The sequence below is a fragment of the Lysobacter sp. yr284 genome, from assembly GCF_900107375.1.
Classification (GTDB): Bacteria; Pseudomonadota; Gammaproteobacteria; order Xanthomonadales; family Xanthomonadaceae; genus Lysobacter.
The window spans coordinates 144,829-159,164 of the sequence record NZ_FNPT01000005.1; the positions used below are offsets into that span (position 1 = coordinate 144,829).

Annotated in this window: 17 protein-coding genes; 15 read left to right on the top strand and 2 right to left on the bottom strand. The window is 71.3% G+C overall.

What is annotated here, in order from left to right; translation table 11 throughout:
* Positions 1-204 precede the first annotated feature (204 nt).
* On the bottom strand, positions 205-441 hold the full coding sequence (locus tag BLV01_RS10590) for a BolA family protein (protein ID WP_091798615.1): 237 nt from the start codon (positions 439-441) through the stop codon (positions 205-207).
* A gap of 340 nt (positions 442-781) precedes the next feature.
* On the opposite strand from BLV01_RS10590, the gene BLV01_RS10595 reads away from it, so the two are divergent.
* The 15 genes from BLV01_RS10595 to ptsP all read left to right on the top strand — a co-directional run bounded on the left by BLV01_RS10595 (position 782) and on the right by ptsP (position 13,036).
* Complete coding sequence (locus tag BLV01_RS10595) at positions 782-1,804, top strand: KpsF/GutQ family sugar-phosphate isomerase (protein ID WP_091798617.1); 1,023 nt, start codon at positions 782-784, stop codon at positions 1,802-1,804.
* Positions 1,805-1,909: 105 nt separating this feature from the next.
* Positions 1,910-2,458, top strand: coding sequence for a KdsC family phosphatase (locus tag BLV01_RS10600; protein ID WP_091798619.1), 549 nt, complete (start codon positions 1,910-1,912; stop codon positions 2,456-2,458).
* The gene (lptC, locus tag BLV01_RS10605) at positions 2,455-3,021 is read left to right on the top strand and encodes an LPS export ABC transporter periplasmic protein LptC (RefSeq protein WP_091798621.1); all 567 of its coding nucleotides are present in this window, start codon (positions 2,455-2,457) and stop codon (positions 3,019-3,021) included. Before BLV01_RS10600 ends, lptC begins: the two co-directional genes overlap by 4 nt.
* Complete coding sequence (lptA, locus tag BLV01_RS10610) at positions 3,002-3,580, top strand: lipopolysaccharide transport periplasmic protein LptA (protein WP_091798623.1); 579 nt, start codon at positions 3,002-3,004, stop codon at positions 3,578-3,580. Before lptC ends, lptA begins: the two co-directional genes overlap by 20 nt.
* On the top strand, positions 3,580-4,299 hold the full coding sequence (gene lptB, locus BLV01_RS10615; protein ID WP_091798624.1) for an LPS export ABC transporter ATP-binding protein: 720 nt from the start codon (positions 3,580-3,582) through the stop codon (positions 4,297-4,299). The genes lptA and lptB overlap by 1 nt, the downstream gene beginning before the upstream one ends.
* Before the next feature lie 100 nt (positions 4,300-4,399).
* Entirely contained in the window at positions 4,400-5,848 is a 1,449-nt protein-coding gene (locus tag BLV01_RS10620; protein ID WP_091798626.1) for an RNA polymerase factor sigma-54, read from the top strand.
* A gap of 335 nt (positions 5,849-6,183) precedes the next feature.
* Positions 6,184-6,519 (top strand): ribosome hibernation-promoting factor, HPF/YfiA family, encoded by a 336-nt coding sequence (gene raiA / locus BLV01_RS10625; protein ID WP_057946585.1) that lies wholly within the window; start codon positions 6,184-6,186, stop codon positions 6,517-6,519.
* 54 nt (positions 6,520-6,573) lie between these two features.
* Entirely contained in the window at positions 6,574-7,038 is a 465-nt protein-coding gene (locus BLV01_RS10630; protein ID WP_091798628.1) for a PTS sugar transporter subunit IIA, read from the top strand.
* Positions 7,039-7,186: 148 nt separating this feature from the next.
* Entirely contained in the window at positions 7,187-8,137 is a 951-nt protein-coding gene (gene hprK, locus BLV01_RS10635; protein WP_091798630.1) for an HPr(Ser) kinase/phosphatase, read from the top strand.
* Positions 8,138-8,199: 62 nt separating this feature from the next.
* Complete coding sequence (gene rapZ, locus BLV01_RS10640; RefSeq protein ID WP_091799140.1) at positions 8,200-9,054, top strand: RNase adapter RapZ; 855 nt, start codon at positions 8,200-8,202, stop codon at positions 9,052-9,054.
* A gap of 479 nt (positions 9,055-9,533) precedes the next feature.
* Positions 9,534-9,932 (top strand): EF-hand domain-containing protein, encoded by a 399-nt coding sequence (locus BLV01_RS10645; RefSeq protein WP_091798632.1) that lies wholly within the window; start codon positions 9,534-9,536, stop codon positions 9,930-9,932.
* 64 nt (positions 9,933-9,996) lie between these two features.
* A complete protein-coding gene (locus BLV01_RS10650) occupies positions 9,997-10,314 on the top strand; it encodes a hypothetical protein (protein ID WP_091798635.1) in 318 nt (105 codons plus the stop codon).
* A 216-nt stretch (positions 10,315-10,530) separates the two neighbouring features.
* Positions 10,531-10,923, top strand: a complete 393-nt coding sequence (locus BLV01_RS10655; protein ID WP_091798638.1) for a PTS sugar transporter subunit IIA — start codon at positions 10,531-10,533, stop codon at positions 10,921-10,923.
* Positions 10,924-11,043: 120 nt separating this feature from the next.
* On the top strand, positions 11,044-11,313 hold the full coding sequence (locus tag BLV01_RS10660) for an HPr family phosphocarrier protein (protein WP_091798641.1): 270 nt from the start codon (positions 11,044-11,046) through the stop codon (positions 11,311-11,313).
* Between the two features lie 13 nt (positions 11,314-11,326).
* Positions 11,327-13,036, top strand: a complete 1,710-nt coding sequence (ptsP, locus tag BLV01_RS10665; RefSeq protein WP_091798644.1) for a phosphoenolpyruvate--protein phosphotransferase — start codon at positions 11,327-11,329, stop codon at positions 13,034-13,036.
* Positions 13,037-13,060: 24 nt separating this feature from the next.
* On the opposite strand, the gene BLV01_RS10670 is transcribed toward ptsP, so the two are convergent.
* On the bottom strand, positions 13,061-14,203 hold the full coding sequence (locus BLV01_RS10670) for a serine hydrolase domain-containing protein (RefSeq protein ID WP_091798647.1): 1,143 nt from the start codon (positions 14,201-14,203) through the stop codon (positions 13,061-13,063).
* Positions 14,204-14,336: the final 133 nt, after the last annotated feature.

The following is a 14,336-nucleotide window of genomic DNA, read 5'->3' on the forward strand; positions in this document are numbered from 1 at the left end:
GCGGCGGCCGCGCGGCCGGCGCCTGGCGAAGATAACGTGCGCGGCGTCGCCGCGGCAGCGCGACGGCCTAAGCGGATCGCGGGACGCCCATGGTAGAAGCTGGCGCCGCCGGTTGAGTGAGGCGACGGTGAAGTGCCCGGGCCGGGCCGCCCTGGCCGGCCGGCCGGACGCGGGGCGCCCGGCCGCGGACGCGGCGCGCGCCGGTCAGGCCTGGCCGGCCTCTTCCGGGGTCAGGGTCTTCAGCGCCAGGGCGTGGATCTCGCCGCCCATGCGCTCGCCCAGGGTCGCGTAGACCAAGCGGTGGCGGGCCAGCGGCAGCTTGCCGCGGAAGGCCTCGGCGACCACGGTGGCTTCGAAGTGCACGCCGTCGTCGCCGCGCACCTGCGCTTGCGCGCCCGGCAGGCCTTGTTCGATCAGGGAGCGGATGATGTCGGGGTTCACGGCGGGACCTCTGGACGGGAGCGGGAAGAGTCGGGGATCGGGCGGGAGCCGCCCGGCGGGCCGCCAGCGGCGCGACGGGGGACGCAGACGCCGCCCGGCCGCAGCCGCGGGCCGGCTGAATGTGGAGCGCCCGGCAACCCGGGATGTGCCTGCGGGACCGGCGCGGAGCGGGCGAACCGCTTAGAATTGGCGGCTTAGCCTAGCGGAAAGCCCCCGCTACCGGAATGCCGGTGGCCGCAACGGCCGATTCCATCGACCGAGCCCCCGCGCGGGCACGGTCGAGCGTTTCCGCCCTCGCCGCCGCCGTCCGCCCCCGCCGTTCCCAGGATCGCCCCGCCCCATGACCCAGCCCGCTCCCGCCCGCGACCCGCGCACCACGATCCCCGCCGGCTCCGAGGCCGGCCTGGCCGACAGCGGCCGGCGCGTGTTCGCGATCGAGGCCCAGGCGCTGGCCGCGGTCGCCGCGCGCATCGACGGCGACTTCACCGCCGCGTGCACGCGCATCCTCGCCGCGAGCGGCCGGGTGGTGTGCACCGGCATGGGCAAGTCCGGCCACATCGCGCGCAAGATCGCCGCGACCCTGGCCTCGACCGGCACCCCGGCCTTCTACGTCCATCCGGGCGAGGCCGGCCACGGCGATCTGGGCATGATCACCGACGCCGACGTGGTCCTGGCCCTGTCGTACTCGGGCGAGAGCGACGAAGTGCTGATGCTGCTGCCGGTGCTCAAGCGCCAGGGCAACACGGTGATCGCGATGACCGGGCGGCCGCAGTCGACCCTGGCGCGCGAATCCGACGTGCACCTGGACGTCAGCGTGCCGGCCGAGGCCTGCCCGCTCGACCTGGCGCCGACCTCCAGCACCACCGCCTCGCTGGCGATGGGCGACGCGCTGGCGGTGGCGCTGCTGGAAGCGCGCGGCTTCACCGCCGACGACTTCGCCCGCTCGCACCCGGCCGGCGCGCTCGGCCGCCGCCTGCTGCTGCACATCACCGACATCATGCACGCCGGCGACGAGGTGCCGCGGGTCGGCGCGGACGCCAGCGTCAGCCAGGCGCTGGTGGAGATGAGCCACAAACGACTGGGCATGACCGCGGTGGTCGACGACGACGGCCGCCTGATCGGCCTGTACACCGACGGCGACCTGCGCCGCACCCTCGACGACCGCGGCGTGGACCTGCGCTCGACCCGCATCGCCGAGGTCATGACCCGCGCGCCCAAGACCATCGGCGCCGACGCGCTCGCGGTCGAAGCCGCGCAGCTCATGGAAACGCACAAGATCAGCGGCCTGCTGGTCGTGGATACTGAACGCCGCGTGGTCGGTGCCTTGAACATTCACGACCTGTTGCGAGCGCGGGTGGTTTAAGAGCCGGGAATCGGGAATCGGCAACCGCGAAAGCGGTCCTTGCCCGTCCGGTTCCAGGCGCAAGCTCTCGCTTTGACGACTCCCCATTCCTCATTCCCGATTCCCGTGCCCTACAGCCACCTCAACGACTACCCCGCCGACATCCGCGAGCGCGCCGCGCGCATCCGCCTGGCCTGCTTCGACGTCGACGGCACGCTGACCGACGGGCGCCTGACCTACGACGAAGGCGGACGCGAGTACAAGAGCTTCCACGTCCAGGACGGCCAGGGCCTGGCGCTGTTGCGCAAGCACGGCATCGCGGTGCATTTCGTCACCGCGCGCGGCGGCGCGATTGCCGCGCATCGCGCGGCCGAGCTGGGCGCGAGTTCGCACGGCGACGTCAAGGACAAGCTGGTCTGCGTCAAGCAGATCGCCGAAGGCCTGTCGCTGACGCTCGAACAGGTCTGCTTCATGGGCGACGACCTCGCCGACCTGCGCATCCTGCCGCACGTCGGCCTGGCGGTGGCGCCGGCCAACGCGCACCCGTGGGTGCGCGAGCGCGTGCACTGGCGCACCCACGCGCGCGGCGGCGAAGGCGCGGCGCGCGAGCTGTGCGACCTGCTGCTCGGCGCGCAGGGCCACGCCGAGGCGATCCTCGCCGGAGCCCTGGGATGAACTGGCGCCTGCTCTCGACCCTGGTCCTGCTCGCCGCCGCCGCGCTGACCGGCTGGGCGTGGTGGACGCAACGCGACAAGCCCGCCGCGGCCAAGGCGGCGTCGCGCCCGGACTACGTGCTGACCGACTTCGACGTGGTCGTGCTCAACAAGGAAGGCCGCGAATCCTTCACCCTGCGCGCGCCGAAGCTGACCCGCGATCCCAGCGACAAGACCATGGACATCGCCACCCCGCTGTTCCTGATCCCGGCCAAGCCCGGCAGCAACGGCGGCCCGTGGGAAGTGCGCTCGCAGCGCGGCTGGGTCAACGCCGGGGGCGACGAAGTGCGCCTGCGCGGCCAGGTCAAGGCCGACAGCACCAACGCCGCCGGCAAGCCGATCAACATCGCGACCGAGGAACTGAACGTCTTCCCGGACGCCAACAAGGCGACCTCGGACGTCGCGGTCAACATGACCCAGCCGGGCACTATACTGACCGGTCTGGGTCTGGACGCCGACCTCGAAACCAAGAACATCATCCTCAAATCCAACGTCAAGGCGCGCTATGAAGCGAAAGCCCGCTAACCTGCCGGCCCTGTGCCTGGCCGCCCTGTTGCTGGTGCCGGCCGCGAGCGCGCATGCGCGCTCCTCCGACCGCAACCAGCCGATGAACGTGGACGCCGACCGCAGCGACTGCTCGGTCGCCAGCGACACCGGCCCGTGCGTGCTCACCGGCAACGTGGTGATCGTGCAGGGCACGCTGCAGATCAAGTCCGCCAAGGCCGACATCAAGCGCGCTGACGGCGACATCAGCTACGTCACCCTGACCGGCTCGCAGGTCACCTTGAAGCAGGAGCTCGACGACGGCTCGCCGTTCAACGGCCGCGCCAACAAGGTCGACTACGACATGCCCAAGGACATCGTGATCCTCACCGGCAACGCCTTCGTCGACAAGGCCGGCGACACGATCAAGAGCGAGCGCATCGTCTATAACATGAAGACCGGCCAGGTCGAGAGCGGCGGCACCGGCAGCCGCGTGTCGATGCAGCTGCAGCCCAAGAACAAGGACGCTTCGGCCCCGCCGCCGCCGGCGTCCAAGCCCGCCCCGGCCAAGCCCGCCCCGGCCAAGAAGGGAGGCGGCTGATGCTGGTCGCCCAGGGCCTGCGCAAGGCGTACCGCCAGCGCGAGGTGGTGCGCGACTTCGGCCTCACCCTCGACGCCGGCGAAGTGGTCGGCCTGCTCGGCCCCAACGGCGCCGGCAAGACCACCTGCTTCTACATGATCGTCGGCCTGGTGCCGGCCGACGCCGGCACGATCGTGCTGGACGGCAAGGACATCACCAGCGAGCCGATGTACGCGCGGGCCAAGTACGGCGTGGGCTACCTGCCGCAGGAACCCTCGGTGTTCCGCAAGCTCAGCGTCGCCGACAACCTGCGCCTGGTGCTGGAGCTGCGCCAGGACCTGGACAAGGCCGGGATCGCGCGCGAGCAGGCCAGCCTGATGGAAGAGCTGCAGATCGCCCACGTCGCCGACCAGCTCGGCGCCAGCCTGTCCGGCGGCGAGCGCCGGCGTGTGGAGATCGCCCGCGCCCTGGCCGCCCGGCCGCGGCTGATGCTGCTGGACGAACCCTTCGCCGGCGTCGACCCGATTTCGGTCGGCGAGATCCAGCGAATCGTGCGCCATCTCAAGAATCGCGGCATCGGGGTGCTGATCACCGACCACAACGTGCGCGAAACCTTGGGCATTTGCGACCGTGCGTATATCCTGAACGACGGTGGCGTGCTCGCGCAGGGGGCTCCGGACGCGCTGCTGGCCAATCCCGATGTCCGTCGCGTATACCTGGGCGACTCCTTCCGTCTGTGACCCCTGCGGTTGCCGGGCGTGAGGCGACGCCCGCGATGCGCGACCCGGCTGCCTGCGCCGTGCGGGCGGCCGTCCCAACCGGTCGCGTCATCCATCGAACATGAAGCCCCGCCTCCAAGCCTCCCTCGGACAACAGTTGGTGATGACGCCGCAATTGCGGCAGGCGATCCGCCTGCTGCAGCTGTCGGCCGTCGAGCTGGAAGCCGAACTGGCGAGCGCGGTGGAAAGCAATCCGCTGCTGGACTGGACCGAGCCGGCCGCGCCCGAGCCCGGCGAACCGGTCCACGCCTCGACCGTCACCTCCTCCTCCAGCGCCGAGGAAAGCTCCGGCGGCGAAGGCCCCGGGCCTGAATCCACGCCCGAGCCGGAATGGACCATGGACGACGGCGAGACCTGGTACGAGCGGGTCGGCCCGTCCGACCACGACGACGACTCGCCGGCCGCCGAACAGGTCGCCGACGCCGAGACCCTGCTCGACCACCTGCTGTGGCAGCTGCACCTGAGCCCGCTGTCGCTGCGCGACCGCAGCATCGGCGTGGCCGTCATCGAGGCCATCGACGACGACGGCTACCTGCGCGAACCCTTGCAGGCCATCGCCGATTCGCTGGCGCCGGAGCTGAGCGTCGGCGAGGACGAGGTCATGACCGTGCTGCACCAGGTGCAGCGCTTCGATCCGGTCGGCACCGGCGCGCGCTCGCTGGCCGAATGCCTGAGCCTGCAGCTGGGCACGCTGTCCGACGACACCCCGGGCAAGGCGCTGGCGCTGCAGATCGCCTGCGGCCCGCTGGAACGGCTGCCGCGCATCGGCGTGCCGGGCCTGGCCGCCGAGCTCAAGCTGGAGCTGGCCGAAGTCGAGACCGCGGTGCAGTTGCTGCGCTCGCTCGATCCGCGCCCCGGCGCGCAGATGGGCGCGATCTCCACCGACACCTATGTCACCCCGGACGTGGTGATCTGGCGCCAGCACGGCCTGTGGCGGGTCGCCCTGTCGGAATCGATGCGCCCGCGCATCAGCATCCACCGCGGCTACGAAGGCATGATCCGCCACGCCAGCGCCGCCGACGCCAGCTACCTGCGCGGCCACCTGCAGGAAGCGCGCTGGCTGCTCAAGAGCCTGGAAGCGCGCGGCGACACCCTGCTCAAGGTCGCCCGCTGCCTGCTCAAGCAGCAGGCCGCGTTCCTGGAATTCGGCGACAGCGCGCTGCGGCCGCTGACCCTGCGCGAGGTCGCCAACGAGATCGGCCTGCACGAATCCACCGTCTCGCGCGCGATCGCGCGCAAGTACGCGCGCACCCCGCGCGGCACCGTGCCGCTGCGCGCGTTCTTCGCCTCCGGCATCGACACCGGCTCCGGCGGCGAGGCCTCCAGCACCGCGATCCAGGCGATGATCCGGCGCCTGATCGAGGCCGAGAACCCGCGCAAGCCGCTGTCCGACGCACGCCTGGCCGAGACGCTCAAGGCCACCGGCGTGCCGGTGGCGCGGCGCACCGTCGCCAAGTACCGCGAGGCGATGAGCATCCCGTCGTCGCAGGACCGCGTGCGCATGGCCTGAGCGAGGCCGCCGCGTCCGCTCCGGCCTGCTTCCCGGCACTTCTCAGCACCTGGCGCGACCGAGCCGCGGCTTATGCCGATTGCGCCCGTTGTCATTGCAAAAACTTTACGGCGCCGAAAAATCCCCGGCCGATCAAGGCCTTCGCGCGCGCCTAAGACCAAAGCACGAGGCCGGCCCCTTGCGCCGGCGTCTCATCGTGAGATGCTGGACCCCCTGGTCACGGCCAGGGCGTCACCCGGTTCCGTTTCGGTCCGGATGGGCCGGACGGAACTACGACGTTCAGGTTGGAACGCTCTGAAGTTCTGCATTCATCCGCGACGTGAAGGAGGTCCCCGATGCGTATCGAAACCCACGGCCAGCAGATCGAAGTCACGCCCGCCCTGCGCGACTACGTGGAATCCAAGCTGGCCCGTCTGCAACGACACTACGACCAGCCTTTCGACGTCCGTACCCAGCTCAGTCTCGACAAGCCCGACCATCGCGCCGAGGCCACCCTCAATCTCGCCGGCCGCACCCTGCACTGCGATGCCGCGGCGGTAGACATGTATGCCGCCATCGACCTGCTCGCCGACAAGCTCGACCGCCTGCTGATGAAGCACAAGAGCAAGCTGGTCGACCACCACCGCGGCGAAAGCCTCGCCCGCAATGGCGAAATCGGCGAAATCGGCTGACTTCAGGCGTAAACTCCGCGCCAGCCAAGCAACGCAAGCCACACCCAAGCCGTCATGCCGCTTTACGACCTGTTGAGCGCGGAGCGCGTTGCGATCCTCGGAAACCCCGGCGATCGCAACGCGGTGCTCGAAACCGCCGCCCGCCTGCTGTCCGGCGGCGACCCGCGCACCGCGGCGGCGCTGGATCTGGGCCTGCGCGAGCGCGAGCGCCTGGCCAGCACCGCCATCGGCCACGGCGTGGCCATCCCCCACGGCCGCACGCCGCTGCTGGAAACCAGCTGCGGCGCGTTCCTGCGCCTGGCCCAGCCGGTCGACTTCGGCGCCGCCGACGGCGAGCCGGTGGACCTGGTGCTGGCGATGGCGGTGCCCGAGCACCACGTGCAACAGCACCTGCAACTGCTGGCCGAACTGGCCGAGCGCTTCGCCGATGCGGACTTCCGCAACTGCCTGCGCAGCGCCCCGAACGCGGCCGAACTGAGCCACCGCCTGCTCGATTGCTGCCGGCGCAGCGCGGCGTAAGCGCGGCGACCGCGCGAACGCAACGCGGGAACCTGCGCGGCACCCGGCAACGCAGGGCCGCGGCAAGCGGCCGTCCGCACGCCTGTTCGGTTCCGCGCCGCGCTTTCGCCGCGCGCCCGTCGTCCGAACCCCGTAAACTGCCGTCCCCATGAGCAAAAGCATCCGCGCAGGCGAATTGTTCGAGCAGCAGCGCGAGAAGCTGGCGCTGCGCTGGCTCGCGGGCCAACGCGGCGACGGCCGCCTGGTCGAGGCGGTCAACACGGTCGCGCGGCGGCCGTCGCTGGCCGGCTACCTCAACGCGATCTATCCCAACAAGGTGCAGATCCTCGGCACCGAGGAGCTGACCTGGCTCGACGGCCTGGACTCGCGCCTGCGCTGGGAGACCATCGAGAAGATCATCCAGTACCGGCCGCTGGCCCTGGTCATCAGCAAGGACCAGCCCTGCCCCGAGGACCTGCGCATCGCCGCGGAGGAAAGCGACACCCCGCTGTGGGCCTCGCCGCGCCGCGGCCATGAGCTGCTCAACCACCTGCAATACCACCTGGCGCGCGCGCTGGCGCCGCAGATCACCCTGCACGGCGTGTTCATGGAGATCTACTCCATCGGCGTGCTGATCACCGGCGAGTCCGGATCGGGCAAGAGCGAGCTGGCCCTGGAGCTGGTGACGCGCGGGCATCGGCTGGTCGCCGACGACGCGCCGGAGTTCACCCAGATCGCCCCCGACGTGCTCGACGGCACCTGCCCGGACATGCTGCAGGACCTGCTGGAAGTACGCGGCCTGGGCGTGCTCAACATCCGCCAGATGTTCGGCGACACCGCGGTCAAGAACAACAAGTACCTGCGCCTGGTCGTGCACCTGACCAAGCCGATGAGCGAGCCCAAGGCCACCGGCATCGAGCGCCTCACCGGCGACACCAGCCTGCGCCGGGTGCTCGACCTCGACGTGCCGATGATCACCCTGCCGGTCATGCCGGGCCGCAACCTCGCGGTGCTGACCGAAGCGGCCACGCGCCTGCACAGCCTGCGCATGAAGGGCCTCGACCCCGCCGCGGCGTTCATCGCCCGGCACAGCAATTTCCTGGAGCGCGGAGAATCGTGAGCGGCGTCGAGTCCAATCCGGCCGGGGCGAACCACGCGGCCGAGGCCAGCGGTTTCACCCTGGTGATCGTCAGCGGCATGTCCGGCTCGGGCAAGTCGGTGGCGCTGAACACCTTCGAAGACCTGGGGTTCTACTGCGTCGACAACCTGCCGGCCGAGTTGCTGCCGCAGTTCGTGCAGAACGTGATCAAGGCCGAGGACGGCATGCCGACCAAGCTCGCGGTCGGCATCGACGTGCGCAACCGCCACAGCGACCTGGCCAACATCCCCGAGTGGCTGTCGGCGGTGGGCGCGCTCGGCGCCGACCCGCGCCTGGTGTTCTTCGAATCCAGCGACGCGGTGCTGCTCAAGCGCTACGCCGACACCCGCCGGCGCCATCCGCTGAGCCAGTTCGGGCTGGCGCTGGCCGATGCGATCTCGCTGGAGCGCCAGGTGCTCAAGCCGCTGCGCCAGATCGCCGACGCCATCGTCGACACCAGCGAATTCAACATCCACCAGCTGCGCCGCCACGTCATCACCGAGTTCGGGCTGGGCGTGGAAGCGGGCATGTCGCTGCTGTTCGAATCCTTCGCCTACCGCCGCGGCGTGCCGGCCGACGCCGACTTCGTGTTCGACGCGCGCGCGCTGCCCAATCCGCACTGGAACCCGGCGCTGCGGCCGCTGTCCGGCCGCGACGGCGGCGTGCGCGACTACCTGGAGACCCAGGCCGACGTGCAGCTCTACGTCGAGCAGGTCGGCCAGTTCCTCGACACCTGGCTGCCGCGGCTGCAGGGCGACAGCACCCGCAGCTACGCCACCATCGCCTTCGGCTGCACCGGCGGCCGCCACCGCTCGGTGTACCTGGCCGAACGCATGGCCGAGCACGCGCGGCTGCGCGGATGGAACGAAGTGGCGGTGCATCACCGCGAGCTGGACTGAGCGCGGGCGAGTCGCCGTTTCCGACGTAGTCGCATTGCCGCGGTCGCGGCTCGCGCCGCTCCCAAGTCGCTTCGCCAAGCCGCTTCCCGCCCTGTAGGAGCGGCGCGAGCCGCGACCGCGAATGCGCAACTACGACGCCGCTTTCGACGCAGCGGCATTGCCGCGGTCGCGACTTGCGTCGCTCCTACGGTCGCTTCGCCAAGCTGCGTTGCGCCCTGTAGGAGCGACGCGGGCCGCGACCGCGAATGCGCGGCTACGACGCCGCCCACAACGCAACCTCGTCGCAGCAACCATCGCGCATACCCCCCGCCGCGAATGAATCGCCGCCGACCGGCGCATGGCGAAAATCCTCGGGAAATTACGAAATTTTCCCATCTCTGTGCCGCTGCGCTTGCGCCTGGACTCGTAGCGTCGGAACCACGCCGGAGCCGCGCGCCGCGCATCCGATGCCCCGGCGCTCCCCCACACGGAGCCGCGACATGACCCTCATGACCCGCACGCTCGCCTCGCGCCGGCTCGCCATGCTGGCGATGGCCGTGGCCGCCGCCCTCGCGCTGCCGGCCGCGTTCGCGCAAGACCAGACCGCGCCGCGCGCCAGCGACCACCGCGACCACACCGCGCCGATGCAGCGCACCGAACCGCCGGTCAACGACACGAGCGGCGCCGACACCCGCACCCCGCCGCCGCCGAGCGACGCCATCGGCCCGGCCGCCTTCACCGAACTCGACGCCAACGGCGACCAGAAGATCAGCCGCGACGAGGCCGCGATGGACGCGCGCCTGGCCGCCAATTTCGCCGTCCACGACCTCGACCGCGACGGCTACCTGTCGCTGTCGGAATACCAGGCCGGCCAGAACAAGCGCAGCGGCGATCGCTGACCGCCGCCCCGCCCGCCGCCGGCCTCCACCCCCAACGCGCTGACCCGGTCAGCAAAGGATCGAGATGAGCAAGCACGACACCCGCACCCTGCGTCCGCGTTCGCTGGCCCTGGCGCTCAGCGCCGCGTTCGCCGCCGTCCTGCTGGGCGCCTGCAAGCAGCCCGAGCAGGCGCCGCCGCCGGACCCGGCGGCCGGCCCGGCTCCGGCCGCCCCGGCCGATACCGTCCCGCCTGCCGACGCCGGCGCGCCGCCGGCCGACATGCCGCCGCCGGCGGACACTCCGCCGACCGATGCGCCGCCGGCCGACCCGGCCGCGCCCGCGCCGCCGCCGCCGGACGAAAGCCGCAACAAGGGACAGACCGAGACCCCGCCGAAGCAGTAAGCGGCGCGAGGTTTCCTGGCAAGGGCCGCCTTCGGGCGGCCTTTTTTTCGGATCGCGCCGGCCGGCCGCATCGAGACGGCTCAAGGGGTTTTGCGCACCAGACAGGGCCTCGGCATGCCTGCGGCACGCACCATCTCGCACATCCGGCCCACTGCGAGCGCCGATCGACCGTTCGGGCGCTTCCGGCCTGTCACCGTGCTCTGTTAACTTGGAGGCATGTCCGTAGGCGTCCTTCTCATCACCCACACCGGAGTCGGCAGCGCGATGCTGCAGGTCGCCGGCCGCCTGTTGAATCCGCTGCCGCTGCGCACCGAAGCGTTCGAAGTGCCGTTCGACGCGGATCTCGACCAGTTGCTGCCGCAGGCCAGCGCCGCGCTGCGCCGGGTCGACGGCGGCGACGGCGTGCTGCTGCTGACCGATCTGTACGGCGCCTCGCCGAGCAACCTCGCCGCGCGCGTGGCCCGGCTCGGCACGCCGGTGCGGCGGGTGTCGGCGCTGAACCTGCCGATGCTGCTGCGGGTGATGAACTACGCAGAACTGGACCTGGACCAATTGCCCGCGGTCGCCGCGGCCGGCGCCCGCAACGGCGTGCTGCACGACGACGCATGACGGCGGCGGCGTCGCCGCGACGCCGCCGCCTCGACAGGAAGCCCCTTGAACGCATGAAGCAAGCCCCACATCACCGCCGTCCGCGCACGCTGCGTTTGACCATTGCCTGAGGACCCCGACATGATCGAACGCGAACTCACCGTTTCCAACCGACTGGGCCTGCACGCCCGCGCCACCGCCAAGCTGGTGCAGGTGCTGTCGGCCTTCCGCAGCAACGCCACGCTCACCGCCAAGGGCCGCGAGGTCAACGCCAAGAGCATCATGGGCGTGATGCTGCTCGCCGCCGGCCAGGGCACCCACGTCAAGCTGCGCGTCGAAGGCGAGGACGAGGCCAACGCGGCCGAGGCCGTGGTCGCCCTGTTCGAACGCCGTTTCGACGAAGACAGCTGAGCCGGAGGCGCGGATGCGGCAGGAATTCCATGGAGTCGGCGCCTCGCGGGGCAGCGCGCTCGGGCGCGCCCGGGTACGGCTGCCGCATGCGCTGGAAGTCGCCGAGGAACGCATCGGCCGCGACCAGGTCGAAAGCGAACTGGCCCGGCTGCACGCGGCCATCGACACCGTCCGCGGCGAGATCCACGTCCTGCGCGAGCGCCTGCACGGCGCGCTCGCGCACGAGGTCGGCGAGTTCCTCGACCTGCACACCCTGCTGCTCGACGACCCCGAGCTGCTGCAGGGCCTGGACGCGCTGATCCGCACCGGCCACTACGCCGCCGACTACGCCCTGCGCCTGCAGCGCGACCGCATCGCCTCGGTGTTCGAGGCGATGGACGACGCCTACTTCCGCAGCCGCGTGGACGATATCGACCAGGTCATCGGCCGCATCCACGCCGCCCTGCACCGGCGCGACCACGACACCCAGGGCGTGGCCGGCGAGATCCTGATCGCCGACAACGTCGCCCCGGCCGAACTGGCGCAGTTGCAGGCGCAAGGGGTGATGGCGATCGTCACCTCCGCCGGCAGCGCGCTGTCGCACAGCGCGATCCTGGCGCGCAGCCTGCATCTGCCGCTGGTGGTGGGCACCGCGCAGGCGCTGCTGAAGATCAACGACGGCGACGCGGTGGTGGTCGACGGCGGCACCGGCACGGTGATCCTGGAGCCCAACGCCGACGACCTGCGCAGCCACCGCGCGCGGATGCGCGAGCTGGCGCGCGAGCGCAAGCAGCTGCACCGGCTGCGGCGCGAGCCCACCATCACCGTCGACGGCGTCGACATCAAGCTCTACGCCAACGCCGAATCGCGCGAGGACGTGGCCGAGGCGCACGCTCTCGGCGCCGCCGGCGTCGGCCTGTACCGCACCGAATTCCTGTTCCTGCAGCGCAACGAGCTGCCCGACGAGGACGAGCAGTTCCGCGCCTACCGCGACGTGGTGCTGGGCATGACCGGCCGCGTCGTCACCATCCGCACCCTCGACCTGGGCGCGGACAAGGCCGACAAGACCGGCCTGGCCCTGCGCGACGAACCCAACCCGGCCCTGGGCGTGCGCGGCGTGCGCCTGTCGATGGCGCGCGACGGCCTGCTGGAAACCCAGCTGCGCGCGATCCTGCGCGCGTCGGGCTACGGCCCGTTGCGGGTGCTGGTGCCGATGGTCAGCGCCAGCGAAGAGATGCGCGCGGTGCGCACGCTGCTCGACAAGGTCGCCGTCGACCTGCGCCGCGAAGGCCACGAGATCGCCGAGCGGGTGCCGCTGGGCGCGATGATCGAGGTGCCGGCCGCGGCGCTGGCGCTGCCGGCCTTCATCGGCGCGGTCGATTTCCTGTCGATCGGCACCAACGACCTGGTCCAGTACCTGCTGGCGGTGGACCGCAACAACGAAGCGCTCGGCGACATGTACACGCCGCTGCATCCGGCGGTGCTGCGGGTGATCCGCGACGTGATCAAGCTGGCCAAGGCGCGCGGCAAGCCGGTGGCGGTGTGCGGCGAGATGGCCGGCGACCCGGCGTTCGCGCCGCTGCTGCTGGCGTTGGGGCTGGAGGAATTCAGCCTGCATCCGGCGACGCTGCTGGAGCTGCGCCGGGCGATCCGCGGGCTCAGCCTGGAAACGCTGCGCAAGCGCGCGCCGGCGCTGCTGCGCGCGCGCGACCGCGCCGGAATCGAGGCCTGGCTGCGCGCCTGAGCGCCGGCCGCGCCGGCGCCGCCGTCAGGGACATTGCGGCGCGCGCTGCGGCGGGGTCAGCGGGCCCGGCTGCGCAGCGCCGCCGCGCACCCCGCTCAGGACCGCGAACGCCGAGTTGCGCAAGGCCTGGCCGGCGTTGCCGTCGCGACTGTTGGCGAAGGCGAACACGCCGACCCGGTGGCGCGGGTCCACGGTCATGAACGACGAATAGCCCTGCACCAGGCCGTCTTTGTACAGAAGGTCTTCGCCGAGCTGCCAACCCAGGCCCATCGCCAGACCGTCCACCGCCTGTAGTTGGGTCAGGGCGATTGCGCGGCCCAGCGCATCGCCGGACGGCGCGAACTGGCGCTGCAGGAAACTCAGCATGTCGGCCAGCGTCGAGGACAGCGCGCCTGCGCCCAGCGCCGCCGAATCCATGACGATGGCGGCCGACTCGATACCCGCGTACTGGCCGCCGTCGATCGCGAACGAGCGCAGCAGGCGGTCGCGCACCGCGGCGTAGCCGACCTGGGTCGAGGACAGCCCGAGCGGTTCGACCAGCCGCCGCATCGCCAACTGCGGCCAGCGCCAGTAGCGCGGCCCCCAGCCGGCGCTGGCGATCTGGCGCGGATCGGCCCAGGCGCCCGCCAGCAGCGCGCCGAGCAGGGCGAACCCCTGGTTGCTGTAGAACCAGCGTCGCCCGGGCGGGTAATGCGGCTGGAACGAGGCGAGGAAGCGGGTGCTGGCGTCGAAAGCGTAGTTGCCGAACGTGTACGGCGGGCACGGCCCCTTGGGATAGCCCGCGGTATGCGTGGCCAGGTGCCGCAGCGTGATCGGGGTGCCGTCGAACTCGTGCAGGGTCACGCCCACGGGCAGCAGTTCGGACACCGGCGTGTCCAGACGCGCATGCGACCCCGGCAGCTCGCCCAGTTCCGACAGCGCCAGCAAGGTCGCGGTGAAGACCTTGGTGTTGGATCCGATCATGAACACCAGATCCTCGACCGCCGGCGCGGCGCCGGCGCCGTCGCACAACGGCAGCTCGCCCAGGCCGAAGCAGTAGCGCGCCCGGTCGTGGACCACGCCGACCAGCAAACCGGGGGACAGGCCGGGGGCCACCGCATCGCGCGCCACCAAGGGTTCGAAATGCAGGCGCACCAGTTGGTCGACGGTGAGCGCGATGTCGGTCATGACCGTTGCCTTCCCTGGCGTCCGCAGCGCGGACGAATGCGCGCGAGTCTAACCAGCGGCCGCGGCGGAGTGATTCACTGCCGCTCACCGCATGCGGCGCGCGTCGCGCGCGGCCGGCGCGCGGGCGGATGCG

Excerpts from the sequence above, each read along its gene's own strand:
- BLV01_RS10655 (WP_091798638.1), top strand. The coding sequence starts at position 10,531 with ATGTCCGTAGGCGTCCTTCTCATCACCCACACCGGAGTCGGCAGCGCG.
- BLV01_RS10660 (WP_091798641.1), top strand. The coding sequence starts at position 11,044 with ATGATCGAACGCGAACTCACCGTTTCCAACCGACTGGGCCTGCACGCC.
- BLV01_RS10645 (WP_091798632.1), top strand. The coding sequence starts at position 9,534 with ATGACCCTCATGACCCGCACGCTCGCCTCGCGCCGGCTCGCCATGCTG.
- lptB (WP_091798624.1), top strand. The coding sequence starts at position 3,580 with ATGCTGGTCGCCCAGGGCCTGCGCAAGGCGTACCGCCAGCGCGAGGTG.
- ptsP (WP_091798644.1), top strand. The coding sequence starts at position 11,327 with ATGCGGCAGGAATTCCATGGAGTCGGCGCCTCGCGGGGCAGCGCGCTC.
- BLV01_RS10670 (WP_091798647.1), bottom strand. The coding sequence starts at position 14,203 with ATGACCGACATCGCGCTCACCGTCGACCAACTGGTGCGCCTGCATTTC.
- BLV01_RS10650 (WP_091798635.1), top strand. The coding sequence starts at position 9,997 with ATGAGCAAGCACGACACCCGCACCCTGCGTCCGCGTTCGCTGGCCCTG.
- lptA (WP_091798623.1), top strand. The coding sequence starts at position 3,002 with ATGAAGCGAAAGCCCGCTAACCTGCCGGCCCTGTGCCTGGCCGCCCTG.
- lptC (WP_091798621.1), top strand. The coding sequence starts at position 2,455 with ATGAACTGGCGCCTGCTCTCGACCCTGGTCCTGCTCGCCGCCGCCGCG.
- BLV01_RS10630 (WP_091798628.1), top strand. The coding sequence starts at position 6,574 with ATGCCGCTTTACGACCTGTTGAGCGCGGAGCGCGTTGCGATCCTCGGA.
- hprK (WP_091798630.1), top strand. The coding sequence starts at position 7,187 with ATGAGCAAAAGCATCCGCGCAGGCGAATTGTTCGAGCAGCAGCGCGAG.
- BLV01_RS10620 (WP_091798626.1), top strand. The coding sequence starts at position 4,400 with ATGAAGCCCCGCCTCCAAGCCTCCCTCGGACAACAGTTGGTGATGACG.
- raiA (WP_057946585.1), top strand. The coding sequence starts at position 6,184 with ATGCGTATCGAAACCCACGGCCAGCAGATCGAAGTCACGCCCGCCCTG.
- BLV01_RS10595 (WP_091798617.1), top strand. The coding sequence starts at position 782 with ATGACCCAGCCCGCTCCCGCCCGCGACCCGCGCACCACGATCCCCGCC.